The organism is Chromobacterium sp. Ag138, from assembly GCF_055181315.1.
In genome coordinates, this window is record NZ_JBUPWA010000001.1 from 749,319 (window position 1) to 768,296 (window position 18,978).

The window sequence follows — 18,978 nt, forward strand, 5'->3', positions numbered from 1 at the left end:
TCAGTTGCCGGCGTTGGACTTGCGGTCGCGCCGCATGTCGTGGAACACGATGGGCGTGGCCTTCTTCTTGCCGAACAGGCTGGCCTCGGATTCGCCGCCGGAGCAGCCGTTGCCGAAGCTGAAGCCGCAGCTGGCCTTGTCCTCGAACGCCTCCTCCACCATTTCCTTGTGGCTGGACGGAATCACGAAGCGGTCTTCGTAATTGGCGATGGCCATCACCTGGTACATCTCTTCCACCTGGCTTGAGCTCAGGTGGGTGCCGGCCAAGGTCGACGCGTCGCTAACCTTCTCCACGCTCTTCTTGCGCATGTAGCGGCGCATCGCCACCATGGTTTCCAGCGCCTTGACCACCGGTTCTTCCTTGCCCGCCGTCAGCAGGTTGGCCAGATACTTGATGGGAATGCGCAGGCTCTGCACGTCCGGGATGATGCCGCCCTCGCCTATCAGGCCGTTCTCCATCGCGCTCTGGATCGGCGACAGCGGCGGGATGTACCACACCATCGGCAGCGTCCGGTATTCCGGGTGCAGCGGGAAGGCCACCTTCCACTCCATCGCCATCTTGTACACCGGCGAGCGGCGGGCGGCGTCCAGCCAGCTTTGCGGGATGCCCTGCTTCAGCGCCTCGGCCGCGATGGCCGGATCATTCGGGTCCAGGAACAGGTCCAGCTGCGACTGGTACAGATCCTGCGGATCTTCCACCGCCGCCGCCTGCTCGATCTGGTCGGCGTCGTACAGCAGCACGCCAAGGTAGCGGATGCGGCCGACGCAGGTTTCCGAGCACACGGTAGGCTGGCCGGACTCGATGCGCGGGTAGCAGAAGATGCACTTCTCGGCCTTGCCGGACGTCCAGTTGTAATAAATCTTCTTGTACGGACAGCCAGACACGCACATCCGCCAGCCGCGGCACTTGTCCTGGTCGATCAGCACGATGCCGTCGTCTTCGCGCTTGTAGATGGAGCCGGACGGGCAGGAGGCGACGCAGGCCGGGTTCAGGCAGTGTTCGCACAGCCGCGGCAGATACATCATGAAGGTGTTTTCGAAGGCCGAGTACATCTCCTTCTGGATGCCTTCGAACAAGGCGTCCTTGGCGCGCTTGGAGAATTCGCCGCCCAGGTCGTCCTCCCAGTTCGGGCCCCACTCGATCTTGTCCATCTTCTTGCCGGTCAGCACCGACACCGGCCGCGCGGTCGGCGGCGTCTGCATCCGCGGCGCGTTCTGCAGATGCTCGTAGTCGTAGGTGAACGGCTCGTAGTAGTCGTCGATGGCCGGCAGGTTGGGGTTGGCGAAGATATTGGCCAAAATTTTCAGTTTGCCGCCCTGGCGCGGCTCCAGCTTGCCGTCGCTGCGCCGCTTCCAGCCGCCCTGCCACTTGTCCTGGTTTTCCCAGTCCTTGGGGTAGCCGATGCCGGGCTTGGTTTCCACATTGTTGAACCAGGCGTACTCGATGCCGTCGCGGCTGGTCCACACGTTCTTGCAGGTGACCGAACAGGTGTGGCAACCGATGCACTTGTCCAGGTTCAGCACCATGCCGATTTGCGCGCGTATCTTCATTGCTTCTCTCCCGCGGACGGAGCCGTCTCGTCCATCCAGTCGACTTTGTCCATCTTGCGCACCACCACGAACTCGTCGCGGTTGGCGCCCACCGTGCCGTAGTAATTGAAGCCCCAGGACAGCTGGGCGTAGCCGCCTATCATGTGGGTGGGCTTGGTCACGGTCCGGGTCACCGAGTTGTGAATGCCGCCGCGCTTGCCGGACACTTCGGCGCCCGGCACGTTCACGATCTTCTCCTGGGCGTGGTACATCAGCGTCATGCCTTCCGGCACCCGCTGCGACACCACGGCGCGGGCGGTCAGCGTGCCGTTGACGTTGAACACCTCGATCCAGTCGTTGTCGGCGATGCCGGCCTTGGCGGCGTCGATCTCGGACAGCCACACGTGAGGCCCGCCGCGGCTCAGCGTCAGCATGCGCAGATTGTCGGAATAGGTGCTGTGTATGCCCCATTTCTGGTGCGGGGTGATGAAGTTCAGCACCAGCTCGTGATTGCCGTTGCCGTGCTTGCCCAGCACAGCCTGCGTGGTCTTCAAATCGACCGCCGGCTTATACACACACAATCCCTCGCCGAAGGCGCGCATCCACTGGTGATCCTGGTAAAACTGCTGGCGGCCGGTCAGCGTGCGCCACGGAATCAGTTCGTGGACATTGGTGTAACCCGCGTTGTAGCTGACTTCCTCGCTTTCCAGACCGGACCAGGTCGGCGAGGAAATGATCTTGCGCGGCTGCGCCTGCACGTCGCGGAAACGGATGGTGTCATGCTCGCGCGGGCGGGCAAGGTGTGTATGGTCGCGGCCGGTGATTTTCGACAGCGCGTCCCAGGCTTTCACCGCCACATGGCCGTTGGTCTCCGGCGCCAGCGTCAGAATCATCTCCGCCGCGTCGATGGCGGTCTCCAGCCGGGGCTGGCCCTTGCCGGCGCCCGATTGCGCCACCTGGTTCAGGCCGCGCAGGATGTCCACCTCGTGCGCCGTCTTCCAGCCTATGCCCTTGCCGCCGTTGCCGGCCTTTTCCAGCAAGGGGCCGATGGTGGTGAACTTGTCGTAGATCGCGCCGTAGTCGCGCTCCACCACCGTCATCGCCGGCATGGTCTTGCCCGGCAGCGGCTCGCACTCGCCTTTCTTCCAGTCCTTGGGGTCGAAAGGCTGGCCCAGCTCCTGCGGGCTGTCGTGCATCAACGGCGTCAGCACCAGGTCCCTCTGCGTGCCCAGATAATCCTTGCCGATCTCGGACAGGCTCTTGGCGAAGCCCTTGTAGATTTCCCAGTCGCTCCTGGCCTGCCACAAGGGCTGCACGGCCTCGGACAGCGGATGGATGAAGGGGTGCATGTCGGAGGTGTTGAGGTCGTCCTTCTCGTACCAGGTGGCGGTGGGCAGCACGATGTCGCCGTACAGGCAGGTGGTGGACATGCGGAAGTCCAGCACCACCATCAGGTCCAGCTTGCCCTCGGCGGCCGGACGCACGGTGATCTCGGATGGCTTGATGCATTCGTCTTCCGAGCCCAGCACCGCGTTCTGGGTGCCCAGCAGGTATTTGAGGAAGTACTCGTGGCCCTTGCCGGAGCTGCCCAGGATGTTGGAGCGCCACACGAACATATTGCGCGGGAAGTTCTGCGGGTTGTCCGGATCATTGCAGGCCATGTCCAGCCGGCCCGATTTCAAACCGTCCACGGTATAGGCGACCGGGTCCAGGCCCGCCTCCGCGGCGGCGCGGGTGATGTCCAGCGGGTTGGCGGACAGCTGCGGCGCGGACGGCAGCCAGCCCATCCGCTCGGCCTTGGCGTTGTAATCGATCAGCGCCATATCGGCCATCTTGCCGTCGGCGGTCGGGCACAGGATCTCGCCCACGCCCAGTTTTTCATGCCGCCACTGGCTGGTGTGGGCGTAGAAGAAGCTGGTGCCGTTCATCTGCCGCGCCGGGCGGTTCCAGTCGCCTGCGAAGGCCAGCGGCGCCCAGCCGGTTTGCGGCCGCAGCTTTTCCTGACCGACGTAGTGGCACCAGCCGCCGCCGGACTGGCCGATGCAACCACACAGCATCAGCATATTGATGATGCCGCGGTAGGTCATGTCCATGTGGTACCAGTGGTTCAGCGCCGCGCCGACGATGACCATCGACTTGCCCTGGGTCTGGTCGGCGTTCTTCGCGAACTCGCGCGCCACCTGGATCACCAGCTCCGGCTTCACGCCGGTGTGCTTCTGTTGCCAGGCCGGCGTGTACGGTACGTCGTCCATGTAGTCGATGGCGAGGTTGCCGCCGCCCAGGCCGCGGTCCAGGCCGTAGTTGGCGGCCATCAGGTCGAACACCGTGGCCACCAGCGCCTCGCTGCCGTCGGCCAGCTTGACGCGCTTGGCCGGCACATTGCGGGTCAGCAATTCATCGTGCTCGGAGCCGAAATACGGGAAGCCTACGCCCACCACCTCGTCGCGATGCTCGATCAGCGACAAGCGCCCCGACACCTCGCGCGCGCCCTCGGCCTTCTGCTCCAGGTTCCACTTGCCGGTCTTGCCCTCGGCCTGGCCCCAGCGGAAGCCGATCGATCCATTGGGCGCGACGATGTCGCCGCTGGCCTCGTCGATCAACAGGGTTTTCCAGTCCGGGTTGTTGTCTTCGCCCAATTGGCCGTCAAGATGCGAGGCGCGCAGGAAGTAGTCCGGCAGCCAGCGCTCGCCGTCGCGCTTGAGCGTCACCAGCATCGGCATGTCGGTGTAGCGGCGGATGTAGTCGGTGAAGTAGGCGGACGGCTGGTCGAGATGGAATTCCTTGAAGATCACGTGGCCCATCGCCATCGCCAGCGCGGCGTCGGTGCCCTGCTTGGGCGCCAGCCAGATGTCGCCGAACTTGGCCATTTCGCCGAAGTCGGACGACACCGCCACTGTCTTAGTGCCCTTGTAGCGCACCTCGGTGTAGAAGTGGGCGTCCGGGGTGCGGGTCATCGGCACATTGGAGCCCCACACCATCAGGTAGGTGGAGTTGTACCAGTCGGCGGACTCGGCCACGTCGGTCTGCTCGCCCCAGGTCTGCGGGCTGGCCGGCGGCAGGTCGCAATACCAGTCGTAGAACGACAGCGGCACGCCGCCGATCAGGCTGAGGTAGCGGCTGCCGGCGGCGTAGGACACCATGGACATCGCCGGGATCGGTGAAAAGCCTACCACGCGGTCCGGGCCGAATTTCTTGATGGTGAAGGCGTTGGCGGCCGCGACGATCTCGTTGGCCTCGTCCCAGCTGGCGCGGACGAAACCGCCCTGGCCGCGCGCGGACTTGTATTGCTTGGCGAGTTCGGGCGTCTGGCTGATCTTTTCCCAGGCCTCGACCGGGCTCAGGGTCTGGCGCGCCTCGCGCCACATCCGGGCCAGTTCGCCGCGCAGCATCGGATATTTGACGCGCTGGGCGGAATACACGTACCAACTGTAAGACGCGCCGCGCGGACAGCCTCGCGGTTCGTGGTTGGGCAGGTCCGGGCGGGTGCGGGGATAGTCGGTCTGCTGGGTTTCCCAGGTGATCAGGCCGCTCTTCACATACACTTTCCAGCTGCAGGAGCCGGTGCAGTTGACGCCGTGGGTGGAGCGGACGATCTTGTCGTGCTGCCAGCGCTGGCGGTACGCGTCTTCCCAGCCGCGGTCTTCATTCACCACCGCGCCGTGGCCGTCGGCGAAGGTGCTCTTGACCTTGCCTAGGAAATTCAGTCTGTCGAGAAAGTGGCTCATCTTGCCTCCATGCGCGCCGGGAACCTTGCCTTGCGTCGCCGCCGCCCGGCTGCCGGTACTGGTTGCGATGGTTCTTAGCCTACCTTTGGCCTTCAAGCCGCCCAATCGGCCAGTAGGGGTGAATGGACCAGGCAGAGGAAGGGGTCCGGCTAAGCCATAAGGAGTAGTCCGGAATAGAACGAAAGCCGAACGTGAAAAAGGCGCCCGGGGGCGCCCTTTCGATACCATCCAAGCCATAGGCTGCAATGCCCGGCCGACAAGCGCCGTCCGCTTAGCAGCGCACCTCCGCCTTCTTGCGGGCGTAGTACCAGCCGTTGATCGCCAGGCAGCTCAGGTAGAAGGCGATGAACAAATACAAAGCCGCTTCCACGCCGCCGGTCATCGCGATCGAGGTGCCGTAGCTCTTGGGAATGAAGAAGCCGCCATACGCGCCTATCGCGCTGGTGAAGCCCAGCACCGCCGCCGCTTCGCGGGTGGCGTCTTGCGTCGCCTGCTTCTGCGCCGCCTCGCCGGGGCCGGCCATGCGCTGATGCAGCGTCAGGAAGATGGCCGGCACCTGCATGAAAGTGGAGCCGTTGCCGATTCCCGTCAGCGCGAACAGGCACAGGAACATCGCGAAGAAGCCGGCGAAGCTGCCGCCCTGGCCGCCGTGCGGCAGGAAGAAGATCACGCCCAGCACGCCCAATACCATCAGCGAAAACGCCGTCTGCGTCACCTTGGCTCCGCCTATCTTGTCCGCCAGCCAGCCGCCCAGCGGACGGGTCAGCGCGCCGACCAGGGGACCGAGGAAGGCATAGCGGGTGGGGTCGATTTCCGGAAACTGGCCTTTCACCAGCAGCGGAAAGCCGGCGGAGAAGCCGATAAAGGAGCCGAAGGTGCCCACGTACAGCCAGCACATCAGCCAGTTATGCTTGCGGGTGAAGATCACCGCCTGTTCGGAGAACGAGGACTTGGCCGAGGCCAGGTCATTCATGCCGAACCAGGCCGCCAGCGCCGACACGGCGATGAACGGCACCCAGACGAAGCCGGCGTTCTGCAGCCACATCTGTTTGGACAGCGCGCCCTTCGCCCAATGCTGCGGATCGCCGCCCAACTGGCCGAACAGGCCCATGGTGATGACGATGGGCACCACGAACTGGACGATGGACACGCCCAGATTGCCCAGACCGGCGTTCAGGCCCAGCGCGGTGCCCTTCTCCGCCTTGGGAAAGAAGAAGCTGATATTGGCCATGCTGGAGCTGAAGTTGCCGCCGCCGAAGCCGCACAACAGCGCCAACGTCACCATGGTGACATAGCTGGTGCTGGGGTCTTGCACCGCGAAACCGATGCCCACCGCGGGAATCAGCAAGCTGGCGGTGGAAATCGCCGTCCACTTGCGCCCGCCGAACACCGGCACCATGAAGGAATAGAAAATGCGCAGCGTGGCGCCGGACAAGGCCGGCAGCGCCGCCAGCCAGAACAGCTGGTTCTGGCTGTAGCCGAAGCCGATATTCGGCATGTTCAGCACCGCCACGCTCCATACCTGCCAGATCGCGAAGGCCAGCGTCAGCGCCGGAATCGAGATCCACAGGTTGCGCCGCGCCACCGCGCGGCCTTTCTGCTGCCAGAACGAGGCCGATTCCGGCTCCCAGTGTTTGATCAGATAAGTCATGAGTGTCTCCCGCGCCGCGCTCAGCCGCGCTCGCTCGTCAAGGGAATGGGATGGACCGGCGCGGCCGCGCGCGCCTTGGCCTTAGCCGCCGATTTGAAGGAAAAATGCATCCACACCAGGCTGACGCACACCGTGCCGTACAGCAGCATGAAGGCGCTGGAACGAACGCTGGTCAGATCCAGCAGCGCGCCGAACAGAATGGGCAGCAGAAAACCGCCCAGGCCGCCGGACAGGCCCACCACGCCGGACACCGCGCCGATGGAGTCCGGGAACTCGTCGGCGATGAACTTGAACACCGACGCCTTGCCGATGGCCATCGCCACCCCCACCAGGAACAGCAGGCCGGTGAACAGGTAGACGTTGAGGCCGATATGCAGGCTCATCGGCCCGTTCACGGTGGCGACGCGCATCTCGGTCTGCGGATAGGACAACAGGAAGAAGGCCACCCAGCACACCCACATCACCGCCCAGGTGACGACATAGGGGCCGAAGCGGTCGGACAGATACCCCCCCGCAGCGCGCAGCACGCCGCCGGGCAGGGAGAAGCAGGCCGCCAGCAACGCCGCGTGCTTCAGGTCCAACCCGTACTCGCCGACGTAGTACTTGGTCATCCACAGCGCCAGCGCCACGTAGCCGCCGAACACCACCGAGTAGTACTGGCAATAGCGCAGCACCGCCGGGTGCTTCATCAGCGCCAGTTGCTGGCGCAGCGTGATGGTGGACGGCGCCTTGTGCGCCGGATCGCTGAACGAGAACAGCCAGAACAGGATGGCGGCGGCCAGCATGATCAACGCGTAGGCGGTGGGCACGCTCTGCCAGCCCCAGGCGACGATCAGCGCCGGTGCCACCAGCTTGGTCAAGGCCGAGCCGGCGTTGCCCGCGCCGAAGATGCCCATGGCCAGGCCCTGCTGCTCCTTGCGGAACCAGCGCGCCACATAGGGCGTGCCGACCGAGAACGAGCCGCCGGCCAGGCCGACGAACAAGCCGGCCAGCAGAAACTGCCAGTAGGCGCTGGCGAATTGCATCAGGTAGATGGGAATCACGCAGCTGAGCATCAGCGCGAACAATACCGGGCGGCCGCCGTAGCGGTCGGTCCAGATGCCCAGCGGCACGCGGATCAGCGAGCCGGTCAGCACCGGCGTCGCCGCCAGGATGCCGAACTCGGTTTCGTTGAGGCCCAGCTGCTGCTGGATCGGGATGCCCAGCACCGCGAACATCATCCAGACCATGAAGCAGAGGGTGAAGGCCAGCGTGCTGCTGGCCAGCACGCAGTAGCGTTTGAATGTCGGGGAAGTCATGGCACCATACCCATGGAGTGGTCATGGTTGCCACGATAAGCGACGGCGGCGCGCGCCGGTATTCGTCGGTCGCAGGATTATCAGCCTGCCAACGGACGAGGCGGATTAACCCTTACGGCCGGCGCCGGCTACTCCCAATGGAGGAGAGTCAGCCCGCGCGCCACCATTCCGGATGCTGGACCAGCGGCGCGGCGATGTCGGCGGCCAGGCCATCCAGCAAGGTCTGCAGGCCGGCCAGCAGCGCGCCCGGCTCGTTAGACGCCACCGCCTGGCTGCGGCTGAAGCCGCCGCGGGCCAATATCTTGCCGTCGGCCGCGTTCTGCAGCTGCCACGCCGCCTCCAGCGCCGCCCCCTGCCCCGGTTTCAGGCTGAGGCCGCGCACGTCGACGGCGATGCGCAGATCGCCGCCGTCCATGCCCGGCTGCGGGTAGGCGTAGACGCTGGCCACGCCGCTGGCGCGCGCCACGCCCTGGCTGAGCCGCTGCGCCAGCAAGCGGTCCAGCGGCGCGCTCCAGCGTTCGAACTCCTGCAGCTTCAGCTCGCCGCCGCCCATGTCCATCACCAGCTGGGGCCGATCCAGCGCCGCCGGCAGGCTCACCGGCCCCAGCAGCACCCGCTTGCCGAACTGCGCCTGCGTCTGCGGCGCGGCCGGCGCGTCCAGCCCGTAAAAGCGCGACTGCGGCGACGCGCAGCCCGCCAGCGCCGCGATCGTGGCCGCTGCGAACATCGTTTTCATCATCATGGCTGCGCCTCCTTGCCGCGCACCAGCGCCTCGGGATGGCGGTCCAGATAATCGGCCAGCGCGCGGAAGCTGCGCGCGGTCTCCTTCACTTCCTGCGCGGCGGAGCGCATGTCCTGCTGCAGCGGGGAATCGGCGCGCATGGTCTGGCGGGTGGCTTCCAGCGTCTGCTGCAGCTGCTCCAGCGTCTTGCTCGCCTGCGGCACCGTCTGCTTATTCAGGCCGTCGCTGAGCTGCTTCACGCTGTCCAGCGTCTGGTGCAGCGATTTCAACGAGGCGTCGGCCTCCTTGCCTATGCTGTCGAACGGCACCGCATCCAGTTTCTTGACGATGCGCTGCAACACCCGCTGCAGTTCTTCCAGGTCGCCCGGAATGGTCGGCAACTCCGGCACGCCGCCCTTCACCACCAGCCGGGCCGGCGGCGCGTCGCGGAAGAAGTCCAGCGCCACGTAGAGCTGGCCGGTGATCAGGTTGCCGGAGCGCAGCTGGGCGCGCATGCCGTTGGCCACCAGCGCCTGCGGCGACAACTTGCCGGTGATGCGGCCGCCGCGCGACAGGCTGTCCAGACGGCTGGGATAGGTGCGGATGTCCACCGTCATGTCGAAGTCCTTGCGGTCCTGCACATACTGCACGCCTATCGCCGTCACCTCGCCTATCGTGATGCCGCGAAAGTCCACCGGCGCGCCGACGCTGAGCCCGCGCAGCGACTGGCGGAAACGCAGGCGGAACGGCTGCATCTCGCGGTCCGGATTCTGCAGCGCCCTGTCGCGGGTATCGTGCAGGATGAAATTGCGGTCCGACAGCGGGATGCCGGCATTGTCGGCCAGCGGCGTCTCGAAGGCGATGCCGCCCAGCGCGATCGCCGCCAGCGACTGGGTGCTGACGTTGAGGCCGTTGGCGCTCAGCGACACGTCGACGCCGCTGGCGTGCCAGAAGCGGCTGTTGGCGGACACGAAATGGTCGTAAGGCGCATTGATGAAGACGGCCACCTTGACGTAGCCGCCCTTGGGGTCCAGCTCGTAGCCGACCACCTGCCCCACCGGCACCCGGCGGAAATACACCGGCGAGCCGGTGTTCAGCGAGCCCAGATTGTCGGCGCGCAGCGTGAAGGTCTGGCCCGGCAGGTCGGCATTGATGATGGGCGGGGTTTCCAGGCCGACGAAATCGGTCTTGCGCGCCTCGCTCTTGCCGATGTCCATGCCGATGTAGGAACCGGACAGCACTGTGCCCAGGCCGGACACGCCGCCGCCGGACACCCGCGGCCGCACCACCCAGAAGCGGCTGTCCTCGGCCAGGTAGTCGGCGGCCTCCTTGCTCAGCTGCGCGGTGGCGACGATGGCCTGCCGGCTGGGACTGAGCTTGACCGAAGTCACCTCGCCGATCTCCACGTCCTTGTACTTGATCCGGGTCTTGCCGGCCTCTATCCCCTCCGCGTTCTGGAAGGAAATGGTGATGGTGGGGCCGCGCGACAGCACGGCATGCACCGCCAGCCAGCCGCCTATCAAGGCCGCCACCACCGGAATCAGCCAGACCAGCGACGGCGCCCAGCGGCCGCGGCGCACCGGCACCGCCTGCGGCAGATCCGGCTCTGGAGGGTTTTGCGGATTTTCACTGCTCATCATGTTCCTCTACGGGGTCCCAGATCATCCGGGGATCGAAACTCATCGCGGCCAGCATGGTCAGCACCACCACCGCGCCGAAGGCGATCGCGCCGGGCCCGGCCTTGATGCTGGCCAACGACTGCCACTGCACCAGCGCCACCATCAGCGCCACCACGAAAATGTCCAGCATCGACCACGGGCCGATCACTTCTATCATCCGGTACAGCCGCGTGCGCTGGCGCGGCGCCCAGCGCCAGCGCCACTGCACGCTGCACAACAGCAGCAGCAAGGCCAGTATTTTCAGCAACGGCACCAGCACGCTGGCGGTGAACACCACCAGCGCCAGCGGCCAAGAGTCGTTGTTCCACAGATAGACCACGCCGCTCATGATGGTGTCGCGCTGCACGCCGGTCAGCGCCGTGGTTTCCATGATGGGCAAGAGATTGGCCGGCAGATAACTGATCATCGCCGCCAGCAGCAAAGCCCAGCAACGCTGCAGCGCCGCCGGGCGCCGCAGGTGCAGCGGGGCCGCGCAACGCGGACAGACGGCGGCATGGGGCGTAGATATCCTCACCAGCAGCCCGCAGCCGTGGCACAGGCACAGATTGCGCGACGCGGCGCTGCTCAATGGATAATGCGGCATGAGCGGTAGCGCTCCCACAGTTCATGCGGCCGGAAGCGGCTGGCGCTGGCCGCCATCAGCACGATCAGGCCGAAAAACGCCCATAGGCCTATGCCTGGCTGCACGCTGGCCAGATGCACCAGCTTCACCAGCGAAACCAGCACCCCCAGCAAGAACACCTCCACCATGCACCAGGGCCGCGCCAGGCCGCGCAACCGCATCATCGCCGGAAAACCCGGCAGCGCGCGGCCGAACAACAGCGGCAACTGCAGGTAAAGCATGCTGGCCAGCTCCAGCGCCGGCATCACGATGCCGGTGAACAGCACTAGCAACGCCACCTCCGGCATGCCCTGCCCATGCAGCGCCAGCGCGGTCTGCCACAGCGTGGCGGCATTGCGGTTGCCGGCGATCTCCAGCACCAGCACCGGATAGACGTTGGAGATCGCGAACATCACCGCGCCGGCCGCCAGCAACGCCACGCCGACCTCGGGGCCGCTGTCCGAGCATTCGTACAGCTGGGCGCCGCAGCGCGGGCAGCAAACGCGCACGCGGCCGGTTTGCGCGCCGGGCAGGCGTAGCAGCAGATCGCAATCGTGGCAGGCCGTCAGCGCCCCCTCCCCGTTCACACCGTCCATTTGCGCTTGCGCTCCGCGGTGAAACTTGGCCAAGCGCGCGCCTCGCCGGTATCCATGTAGTGGCAAACCGACATCAGTACGTCGAGCACGCAAGGGTCGTGGCGCTGGCCGGTGGCGTCGCACAGCTGCACATAAAGCTGGTGGGGATCGCGCCCCCGCAGCTCTGCCGGATGGCTCAGGCCGAGCAGCCGCAGGTCTGCGGCGGCGCGCGGGCCGACGTTGGGCAGTTGCAGCAGATCGGTGGCGGCGTCCGGCGGCGGACAGCGGGATGGGTGCATGGAAAACGGCCGTGGCGTAGTCATTCAGACTACATGATAAAGGAGCGGCCGCCTCAGTTCAAAGCGGCCGCTCCCGGGCAAAACGCTCAGCCGTGGAAAATATCCCAGGCCAGCTTGCAGATCAGCACGCTGGTCAAACCGAGGAACAGCACCCGCACGAAGCCGGCGCCCTTCTTCATCGCCAGGCGGGTGCCGACCATCGCGCCGGCCATATTGGCGGCCGCCATCGGCAGCGCGAGCTGGTACAGCACGTGGCCGGCGCCGACGAAGAAGATCAACGCCGCGACATTGGTGGCCAGGTTCACCACCTTGGCCGCCGCGGACGCGTGCAGAAAGTCGAAGGCGAAGAAGCGGATGAACAGGAACATCAGGAAGCTGCCGGTGCCGGGCCCGAACAGACCGTCGTAGAAACCGATGGCGCCGCCTATGGCCATGCCGACCGCCATTTCCCGGCGGCCGATGGCCACCGGCTTGTGCAGCTTGCCGAAGTCCTTCTTCCACAGCGTATACACCGCCATCACCAGCAGCAGCGCCAGCACCAACGGCCGGATCACGCCCTTGGGAATCTGCGACACGACAGCCGCGCCGGCGAACGAAAACGCGAAGGCGGTGGCGGCGGCCGGCAGCACCAGCCGCCACGGCAGCCGCACCCGGCTCAGATAAGAACGCGCCGCCGACAGCGTGCCCACCGCCGCCGACAGCTTGTTGGTGCCGAAGATGGTGGCCGGCGCCGCATTCGGCAGCGCGCTGAACAGGCCGGGAATCTGGATCAGGCCGCCGCCGCCGACGGCCGCGTCCACCAAACCCGCGCAAAACGCGATCAGGCATAGAAAGCTCAAGCTCAACAACATTGTCATCCTCCTCGACGCGAATTGTACGTGCTGGCCCGAAACAATGCTTGCAATGTAATATTGCAAAAAACGCAACCTTGGAGCCGCGATGAAGCCGCTATGGGGAATCCGCATATTCTGCGCGGTGGTAGAGCAGAAGAGTTTCGTCTCCGCCGCCCGCCAGTTGGGCACCTCGCCCAGCAGCGCCACCCGCGCGCTGCAGGCGCTGGAGGAGGAACTGGGCGCGATGCTGCTGGCCCGCTCCAGCAAACAGGTGGAGCTGACCATGGCCGGCGAAGCCTACTACCCGGCCGCCCGCCAGATGCTGGACCTGCAGCAGCAGGCCGAGGAAGAGCTGAGCCAGCAGGCCGGCGCGCCGCGCGGCCTGCTGCGCTTCTCCGCGCCGGAAACGCTGGGACGCGAACTGCTGCCCGCCGTGCTGGCCAGCCTGGCCGATGCCCACGCCGGCCTGCGCTTCGAAGTGCTGTACAGCGATTCGATACTGGAGCCGATACGGGACAAGCTGGATTTCTCGATACGCGGCGCCTTCCCCGCTTCCAGCGAGCTGATCGGCCACCCCTTGTGGCAGTACCGCCGCCACCTGTACGCCAGCCCGGACTACGTCGCCCGCCACGGCGCGCCGGACCATCCCGCCGAGCTGCCCCAGCACCGGGTGGTGATCCATAGCGCGCCACGGGTGCTGAAAGCCTGGAATTTCGTATCGAGAGATGAAACCGTCAGCCTCAACCTGACTGCCTGGCATCGCAGCAACTCCGGCAACGGCGTGCTGGACGCCGTCCGCGCCGGCATGGGCATCGCCCGGCTGGGAGACTGGCTGGCGGAGCCGCTGGCCGCGCGCGGCCAGCTGGTGCGGCTGTGCCCGGATTTCCGCATCGTGTCCAGCCACGGCGACGATCCGCAGATGCATGCGGTGTTCGCCAGCCGCGGCATGCCGCGCAAGGCCCGGCTGCTGCTGGACGCGCTGCGCCAGGAAGCCCGGGCGCGCGGCTTCGGGCTTCATCCACCGCGCTGAAAGCAAAAAGCCCCGCATGCGCGGGGCTTGGCGTCCGGAGCGGGCCGGATCAGTTGTTGTCGGTCAGCGACTGCTTGCCGGCGGTGACCGGATACTTCTCGCGCAGGGCCTTCAGGTAGCTGGCCAACTGGCTGTTGGCGCTCAATTCGCCCAGCACATTGCCCAGCTGCGCCCGGTCGGCGTCGGTGACGGCCGGAGCCGGAACCACCTTGTTGACGCGGTAGATCACGTACTCGCCGGTGTCGTGGCGCACGCCCGCGAAGCCAGGCAGCTTGCTGCCGGCCACGGCGAACACCGCGCGGACGTCAGCCACGGGCATGCCGGCGGCAGCGCGGCGCGACACCGTGGCCGACTGGCCCCATTTCTGGGCGTCCACGCCCTTGCCGGCCTTCAGCTCGGCCAGCAGAGCCTGGCCTTTCTTGTCGGCCAGCTTGGCGCCTTCGCGCTCCACCAACTCCTTGCGGATCGCGTCGCTGACGTCGGCCAGCGGCTGCTGCCGCTCCGGCTGGTGCTCGGCGATGCGGGCGACCACCAGGCGGTTGCCGCCGATGTCCACCACTTCGCTGTTGTGCTTCTTCTTCAGCACATCGTCGCTGAACACGGCGGACAGCAGCTTGGCGTTGCCCAGCAGCTCATCCTGCGACGGCTGGTTGCGCTGGATCCAGTCGGAGTGCTTGACCTCCAGCTTCAGCGCGTCGACGACGCCCTTCAGCGAGTCGGCCTGCTGATAGGCGACTTCGTTCAGCTTGTCGGCCTGCTCGCGGAACAGCGCCGCGGACTTCTGCTTCTGCAGCTTGTCGACGATCGCTCCCTTGACGTCCTCCAGGCTCTGCGACTTGACCGCGTCCAGGCGGATGATGTGGAAACCGTACTCGGTTTCCACCAGATCGCTGATCTGGCCCGGCTTCAGCTTGAACACCGCGTCGTCGAACGGCTTGACCATCATGCCGTGGCCGAAGAAGCCCAGATCGCCGCCCTTCTCCGCGGAGCCCGGATCCTGCGACTTGGCCTTGGCCAGCTCGGCGAACTTGGCCGGATTGGCGCGCACGTCCTTCAGGATGGCCTCTGCCTCGGCCTTGACCTTGGCCTTCTGTTCCGGCTTGGCGTCCTTGGCCACCGTCAGCAGGATGTGGGAAGCGCGGCGCTGTTCGCCGGCCAGGTCGGCCTTGTGCTGGTCGTAGTACTTCTGCACCTCGGCGTCGCTGACCTTGATGCCCTGGGCCAGAGCATCCTGGGACAGCACCACGTAATCCAGCTTCACCTGCTCCGGCAGCTTGAAGCGCTTGGCGTTGGCATCGTAGTAGGCCTTGATCGCGGCGGCGTCGGTCTTGACCTCGGATGCGAAGTCGGACGGTTTCAGCACCAGCTGCTGCAGCTCGCGGCCTTCGCCCAGCAGCCCCGCCACGCGGGCCACCACGGTATTGGACACAAACTGGGTGCCGGCCACGCTGTTCAGCTGGCTTTGCAACAGGATGTCGCGGCCGATGTCGGCCTCGAAGGCTTCCGGATTCGGATAGCGGCTCTTCAGGAATTCGCTGTAGCGCTGAGCGCTGAACTGGCCGTTTTCCTGGAACGCGGGAATGGAGGCGATCACCTTGCGCAGCTGTTCCGGGCTGACAGCGACGCCGTGGTCGCGGGCCTCGGCCAGCAGCAGCTCCTGGCGGATCAGGTTTTCCAGCGCGGCCTGGCGGGCGGCGGGGTCGCTAGGCTGGCCCTCCAGCGCGCGATCCAGATCTCGTTTATAGATCTTGGTCTTGCCCACCTTGACCAGATAGGGATCGTCGGTGGCGCTGGAATAGCTGCCGACGCCGAAGCCCACGAAAGTCAGGGCCACAGCGCCCAGGATCACTTGAATGACGGTTTTGTTGTTCTGGACAAACTCGAACATGACGATTGGCTAAGGCCACCCCTGTAAAAAAAAAGGTGAACACGCAAACGGTTCACCTTCTCTTGTGTATTTGGCGGAGTGGACGGGGCTCGAACCCGCGACCCCCGGCGTGACAGGCCGGTATTCTGACCAACTGAACTACCACTCCGTGCCGTTGGTGGGCGTTGACGGAGTCGAACCGCCGACATTCTGCTTGTAAGGCAGACGCTCTACCAACTGAGCTAAACGCCCCTGCGCTCCGCCGAACCCTGCAAAATCAGACCCCGGCGGAGTGGCAAATTATAGCGCGTCTTTCAGTGCCTTGCCAGCGCGGAACTTGGGAGAACGTGCCGCCGGGATCTTGATGGTGGCGCCGGTCTTCGGGTTGCGGCCGCTGCGCTCGGCGCGCTCGCCCACGTAGAAGGTGCCGAAACCCACCAGGGTCACGGTATCGCCTTTTTTCAAGGCAGAGGTAACGGCAGCAACCATGCCGTCCAGAGCCTTGGCAGCAGCAGCCTTGGAAATATCGGCTTCAGCCGCGATGGCGTCAATCAGTTCAGACTTGTTCACGTAAGTCCCCTTTCGTCGTTCTCGGTCTACGTAGTTCAGATAAAAACGCTTGCTTTATAGCAAGGCGGAAATCCTTGTGTCAAGCGGCTTCCACGGTCATTTTGCTAATTCGCAAGCACAACGGGAAGCCGCGAAAACACAGCTTATTCACGGCTTCGGTAAGACCATGATTCTTAATGCTTCAGAACCGGGACATTGCTGCCCGCATCCTGCGCAGGCGGGATGTCGCCAGATTGTTCTTCTTGCGACAGTTCTTCCGGTTGACGTTCCAGCGCGAGCGCCAGCACCTCATCAATCCACTTCACCGGATGGATCTCCAGTTTCTGCTTGATGTTGGCCGGAATCTCCACCAAGTCCTTTTCATTGCCCTTGGGGATCAGCACGTGGCGGATGCCGCCGCGGTGCGCCGCCAGCAACTTTTCCTTCAAGCCACCGATCGGCAACACCTCGCCGCGCAGCGTGATCTCGCCGGTCATCGCCACGTCGGCACGCACCGGAATGCCGGTCAGCACCGACACGATGGCCGTGGTCATCGCAATGCCCGCGCTGGGGCCATCCTTCGGTGTCGCGCCTTCCGGCACGTGGATGTGCATGTCGCTCTTCTCGTAGAAGTCCGGCTTCACGCCCAGGCTCCTGGCCCTGCTGCGCACCACGCTCATCGCCGCCGTGATCGACTCCTGCATCACCTCGCCCAACTGGCCGGTGCGCACGATGTTGCCCTTGCCGGGCAGCGACACCGCCTCGATGGTCAGCAGCTCGCCGCCCACTTCGGTCCATGCCAGGCCAGTCACCTGGCCGATTCGGTTCTGCTCCTCGGCTAGGCCGTAGTCGAAGCGGCGCACGCCCAGGTACTTGTCCAGATTCTTGGCCGACACCGTCACCTTGGCCGTTTTGGCCGGCTTCAGCAGCGCGCCGGTCACCACCTTGCGGCAGATCTTGGCCACCTCGCGGTCCAGGCTGCGCACGCCGGCTTCGCGGGTGTAGTAACGGACGATGTCGCGAATCGCCGACTCCTGCACCACCAGCTCGCCTTCGCGCACGCCGTTGGCCTCCATCTGCTTCGGCAACAGGTACTTCAGCGCGATGTTCACCTTTTCGTCCTCGGTATAGCCGGAAAGACGAATGATTTCCATCCGGTCAAGCAAGGCCGGCGGAATGTTCAGCGAGTTGGCGGTCGCGACGAACATCACATCGGACAGGTCGTACTCGACTTCGGCGTAGTGGTCGATGAAGGCGTGGTTCTGCTCCGGATCCAGCACTTCCAGCAGCGCCGACGACGGATCGCCGCGGAAGTCGGCGCCCAGCTTGTCCACTTCGTCCAGCAGGAACAGCGGGTTCTTGACGCCGATTTTGGCCATGTTCTGCAGCACCTTGCCCGGCATGGAGCCGATGTAGGTGCGGCGGTGGCCGCGGATCTCGGACTCGTCGCGCACGCCGCCCAGCGCCATGCGCACGAACTTGCGGTTGGTGGCGCGGGCGATGGACTGCCCCAGCGAGGTCTTGCCCACGCCCGGAGGGCCCACCAGGCACAGGATGGGCGCTTTCAGGCGGTCGACGCGCTGTTGCACCGCCAGGTACTCCAGAATACGCTCCTTGACCTTCTCCAGGCCGAAGTGATCCTCGTCCAGCACGGCGTCGGCCGCGGCCACGTCCTTGCTGATCTTGGTCTTTTTCTTCCACGGCAGCTCGAGCAGCGTGTCGATATAATTGCGCACCACGGTGGCCTCGGCCGACATCGGCGACATCATCTTCAGCTTCTTCAGCTCGGACAACGCCTTCTCGCGGCCTTCCTTGCTCATGCCGGCAGCCTTGATGCGGCGCTCCAGCTCGTCGTGGTCGCTGGCCTCGTCCATCTCGCCCAGCTCTTTCTGGATGGCCTTGACCTGCTCGTTCAGGTAGTACTCGCGCTGGCTCTTCTCCATCTGGCGCTTGACGCGGCCGCGGATGCGCTTCTCCACCTGCAGGATGTCGATCTCGCCTTCCAGCTGCGACATCAGGTGCTCGAGGCGGGTCTGCACGTCGAACATCTCGAGCACCTCCTGCTTCTGCTCCAGCTTCAGCGGCAGGTGGGCGATGATGCTGTCGGCCATGCGGCCGGCGCGATCGATGCCGGCCAGCGAGTTCAACACCTCGGGCGGAATCTTCTTGTTCAGTTTGACGTACTGCTCGAACTGCGCGAGCAGCGCGCGGCGCATCGCCTCGGTCTCGTTGGACTCTTCCAGCTCGCTGGACAGCGGCGCGAACTCGGCGACGAAGCAGCCGTCCTCCTCGCCCACCTCCTTGATGGTGGCGCGCTGACGGCCCTCCACCAGCACCTTGACGGTGCCATCGGGGAGCTTGAGCATCTGCAGCACGGCTGCGATGGTGCCCACGCTGTACAGGTCTTCGGCGGAAGGTTCGTCCTTGGAGGCCGAGCGCTGGGCCACCAGCAGGATCTGCTTGCCTTCGTCCATCGCCAGTTCCAGCGCACGGATCGACTTGGCCCGTCCGACGAACAGCGGAATGACCATGTGCGGAAAGACCACCACGTCGCGCAAGGGCAGCAGCGGCAGCGTGGTCTCTTCTCTGATTTCTGCGGGTTGCGGCATATCACCTAACC

General features: G+C 65.3%; 14 protein-coding genes and 2 tRNA genes. 1 reads left to right on the forward strand and 15 read right to left on the reverse strand.

The window, feature by feature from the left end:
• The 10 genes from narH to ACY3GB_RS03160 form a co-directional block, all read right to left on the reverse strand.
• The gene (gene narH, locus ACY3GB_RS03115) at positions 1 to 1,551 is read right to left on the reverse strand and encodes a nitrate reductase subunit beta (protein ID WP_463087448.1); all 1,551 of its coding nucleotides are present in this window, start codon (positions 1,549 to 1,551) and stop codon (positions 1 to 3) included.
• Complete coding sequence (locus tag ACY3GB_RS03120; RefSeq protein ID WP_463087449.1) at positions 1,548 to 5,255, reverse strand: nitrate reductase subunit alpha; 3,708 nt, start codon at positions 5,253 to 5,255, stop codon at positions 1,548 to 1,550. The genes narH and ACY3GB_RS03120 overlap by 4 nt, the downstream gene beginning before the upstream one ends.
• A 271-nt stretch (positions 5,256 to 5,526) precedes the next feature.
• Positions 5,527 to 6,906, reverse strand: a complete 1,380-nt coding sequence (locus ACY3GB_RS03125; RefSeq protein ID WP_463087450.1) for a NarK family nitrate/nitrite MFS transporter — start codon at positions 6,904 to 6,906, stop codon at positions 5,527 to 5,529.
• A gap of 20 nt (positions 6,907 to 6,926) precedes the next feature.
• Entirely contained in the window at positions 6,927 to 8,204 is a 1,278-nt protein-coding gene (locus ACY3GB_RS03130) for an MFS transporter (RefSeq protein WP_463087451.1), read from the reverse strand.
• 148 nt (positions 8,205 to 8,352) lie between these two features.
• On the reverse strand, positions 8,353 to 8,946 hold the full coding sequence (locus tag ACY3GB_RS03135; protein ID WP_463087452.1) for a PqiC family protein: 594 nt from the start codon (positions 8,944 to 8,946) through the stop codon (positions 8,353 to 8,355).
• Entirely contained in the window at positions 8,943 to 10,565 is a 1,623-nt protein-coding gene (locus tag ACY3GB_RS03140) for a PqiB family protein (protein ID WP_463087453.1), read from the reverse strand. The genes ACY3GB_RS03135 and ACY3GB_RS03140 overlap by 4 nt, the downstream gene beginning before the upstream one ends.
• A complete protein-coding gene (locus tag ACY3GB_RS03145; RefSeq protein WP_463087454.1) occupies positions 10,552 to 11,187 on the reverse strand; it encodes a paraquat-inducible protein A in 636 nt (211 codons plus the stop codon). The genes ACY3GB_RS03140 and ACY3GB_RS03145 overlap by 14 nt, the downstream gene beginning before the upstream one ends.
• Positions 11,169 to 11,801 (reverse strand): paraquat-inducible protein A, encoded by a 633-nt coding sequence (locus ACY3GB_RS03150; protein ID WP_463087455.1) that lies wholly within the window; start codon positions 11,799 to 11,801, stop codon positions 11,169 to 11,171. Before ACY3GB_RS03150 ends, ACY3GB_RS03145 begins: the two co-directional genes overlap by 19 nt.
• Positions 11,789 to 12,079 carry a helix-hairpin-helix domain-containing protein gene (locus ACY3GB_RS03155; protein ID WP_463087456.1) on the reverse strand — a complete coding sequence of 97 codons (291 nt, stop codon included), beginning with the start codon at positions 12,077 to 12,079 and terminating at the stop codon, positions 11,789 to 11,791. The genes ACY3GB_RS03150 and ACY3GB_RS03155 overlap by 13 nt, the downstream gene beginning before the upstream one ends.
• A gap of 86 nt (positions 12,080 to 12,165) precedes the next feature.
• Entirely contained in the window at positions 12,166 to 12,930 is a 765-nt protein-coding gene (locus tag ACY3GB_RS03160; RefSeq protein WP_463087457.1) for a sulfite exporter TauE/SafE family protein, read from the reverse strand.
• A gap of 88 nt (positions 12,931 to 13,018) precedes the next feature.
• Here ACY3GB_RS03160 and ACY3GB_RS03165 point away from each other — a divergent pair, with 88 nt between their 5' ends.
• The gene (locus tag ACY3GB_RS03165) at positions 13,019 to 13,942 is read left to right on the forward strand and encodes a LysR family transcriptional regulator (protein WP_463087458.1); all 924 of its coding nucleotides are present in this window, start codon (positions 13,019 to 13,021) and stop codon (positions 13,940 to 13,942) included.
• A gap of 49 nt (positions 13,943 to 13,991) precedes the next feature.
• Here ACY3GB_RS03165 and ACY3GB_RS03170 read toward each other — a convergent pair whose 3' ends face one another.
• From ACY3GB_RS03170 to lon, 5 genes are all read right to left on the reverse strand, one after another.
• Positions 13,992 to 15,830 carry a SurA N-terminal domain-containing protein gene (locus ACY3GB_RS03170; RefSeq protein WP_463087459.1) on the reverse strand — a complete coding sequence of 613 codons (1,839 nt, stop codon included), beginning with the start codon at positions 15,828 to 15,830 and terminating at the stop codon, positions 13,992 to 13,994.
• 71 nt (positions 15,831 to 15,901) lie between these two features.
• A tRNA-Asp gene (locus ACY3GB_RS03175) sits at positions 15,902 to 15,978 on the reverse strand.
• Between the two features lie 7 nt (positions 15,979 to 15,985).
• Positions 15,986 to 16,061, reverse strand: a tRNA-Val gene (locus ACY3GB_RS03180).
• Between the two features lie 48 nt (positions 16,062 to 16,109).
• Complete coding sequence (locus ACY3GB_RS03185) at positions 16,110 to 16,379, reverse strand: HU family DNA-binding protein (RefSeq protein ID WP_011136101.1); 270 nt, start codon at positions 16,377 to 16,379, stop codon at positions 16,110 to 16,112.
• 173 nt (positions 16,380 to 16,552) lie between these two features.
• Complete coding sequence (gene lon / locus ACY3GB_RS03190; protein WP_463087460.1) at positions 16,553 to 18,967, reverse strand: endopeptidase La; 2,415 nt, start codon at positions 18,965 to 18,967, stop codon at positions 16,553 to 16,555.
• Positions 18,968 to 18,978 lie beyond the last annotated feature (11 nt).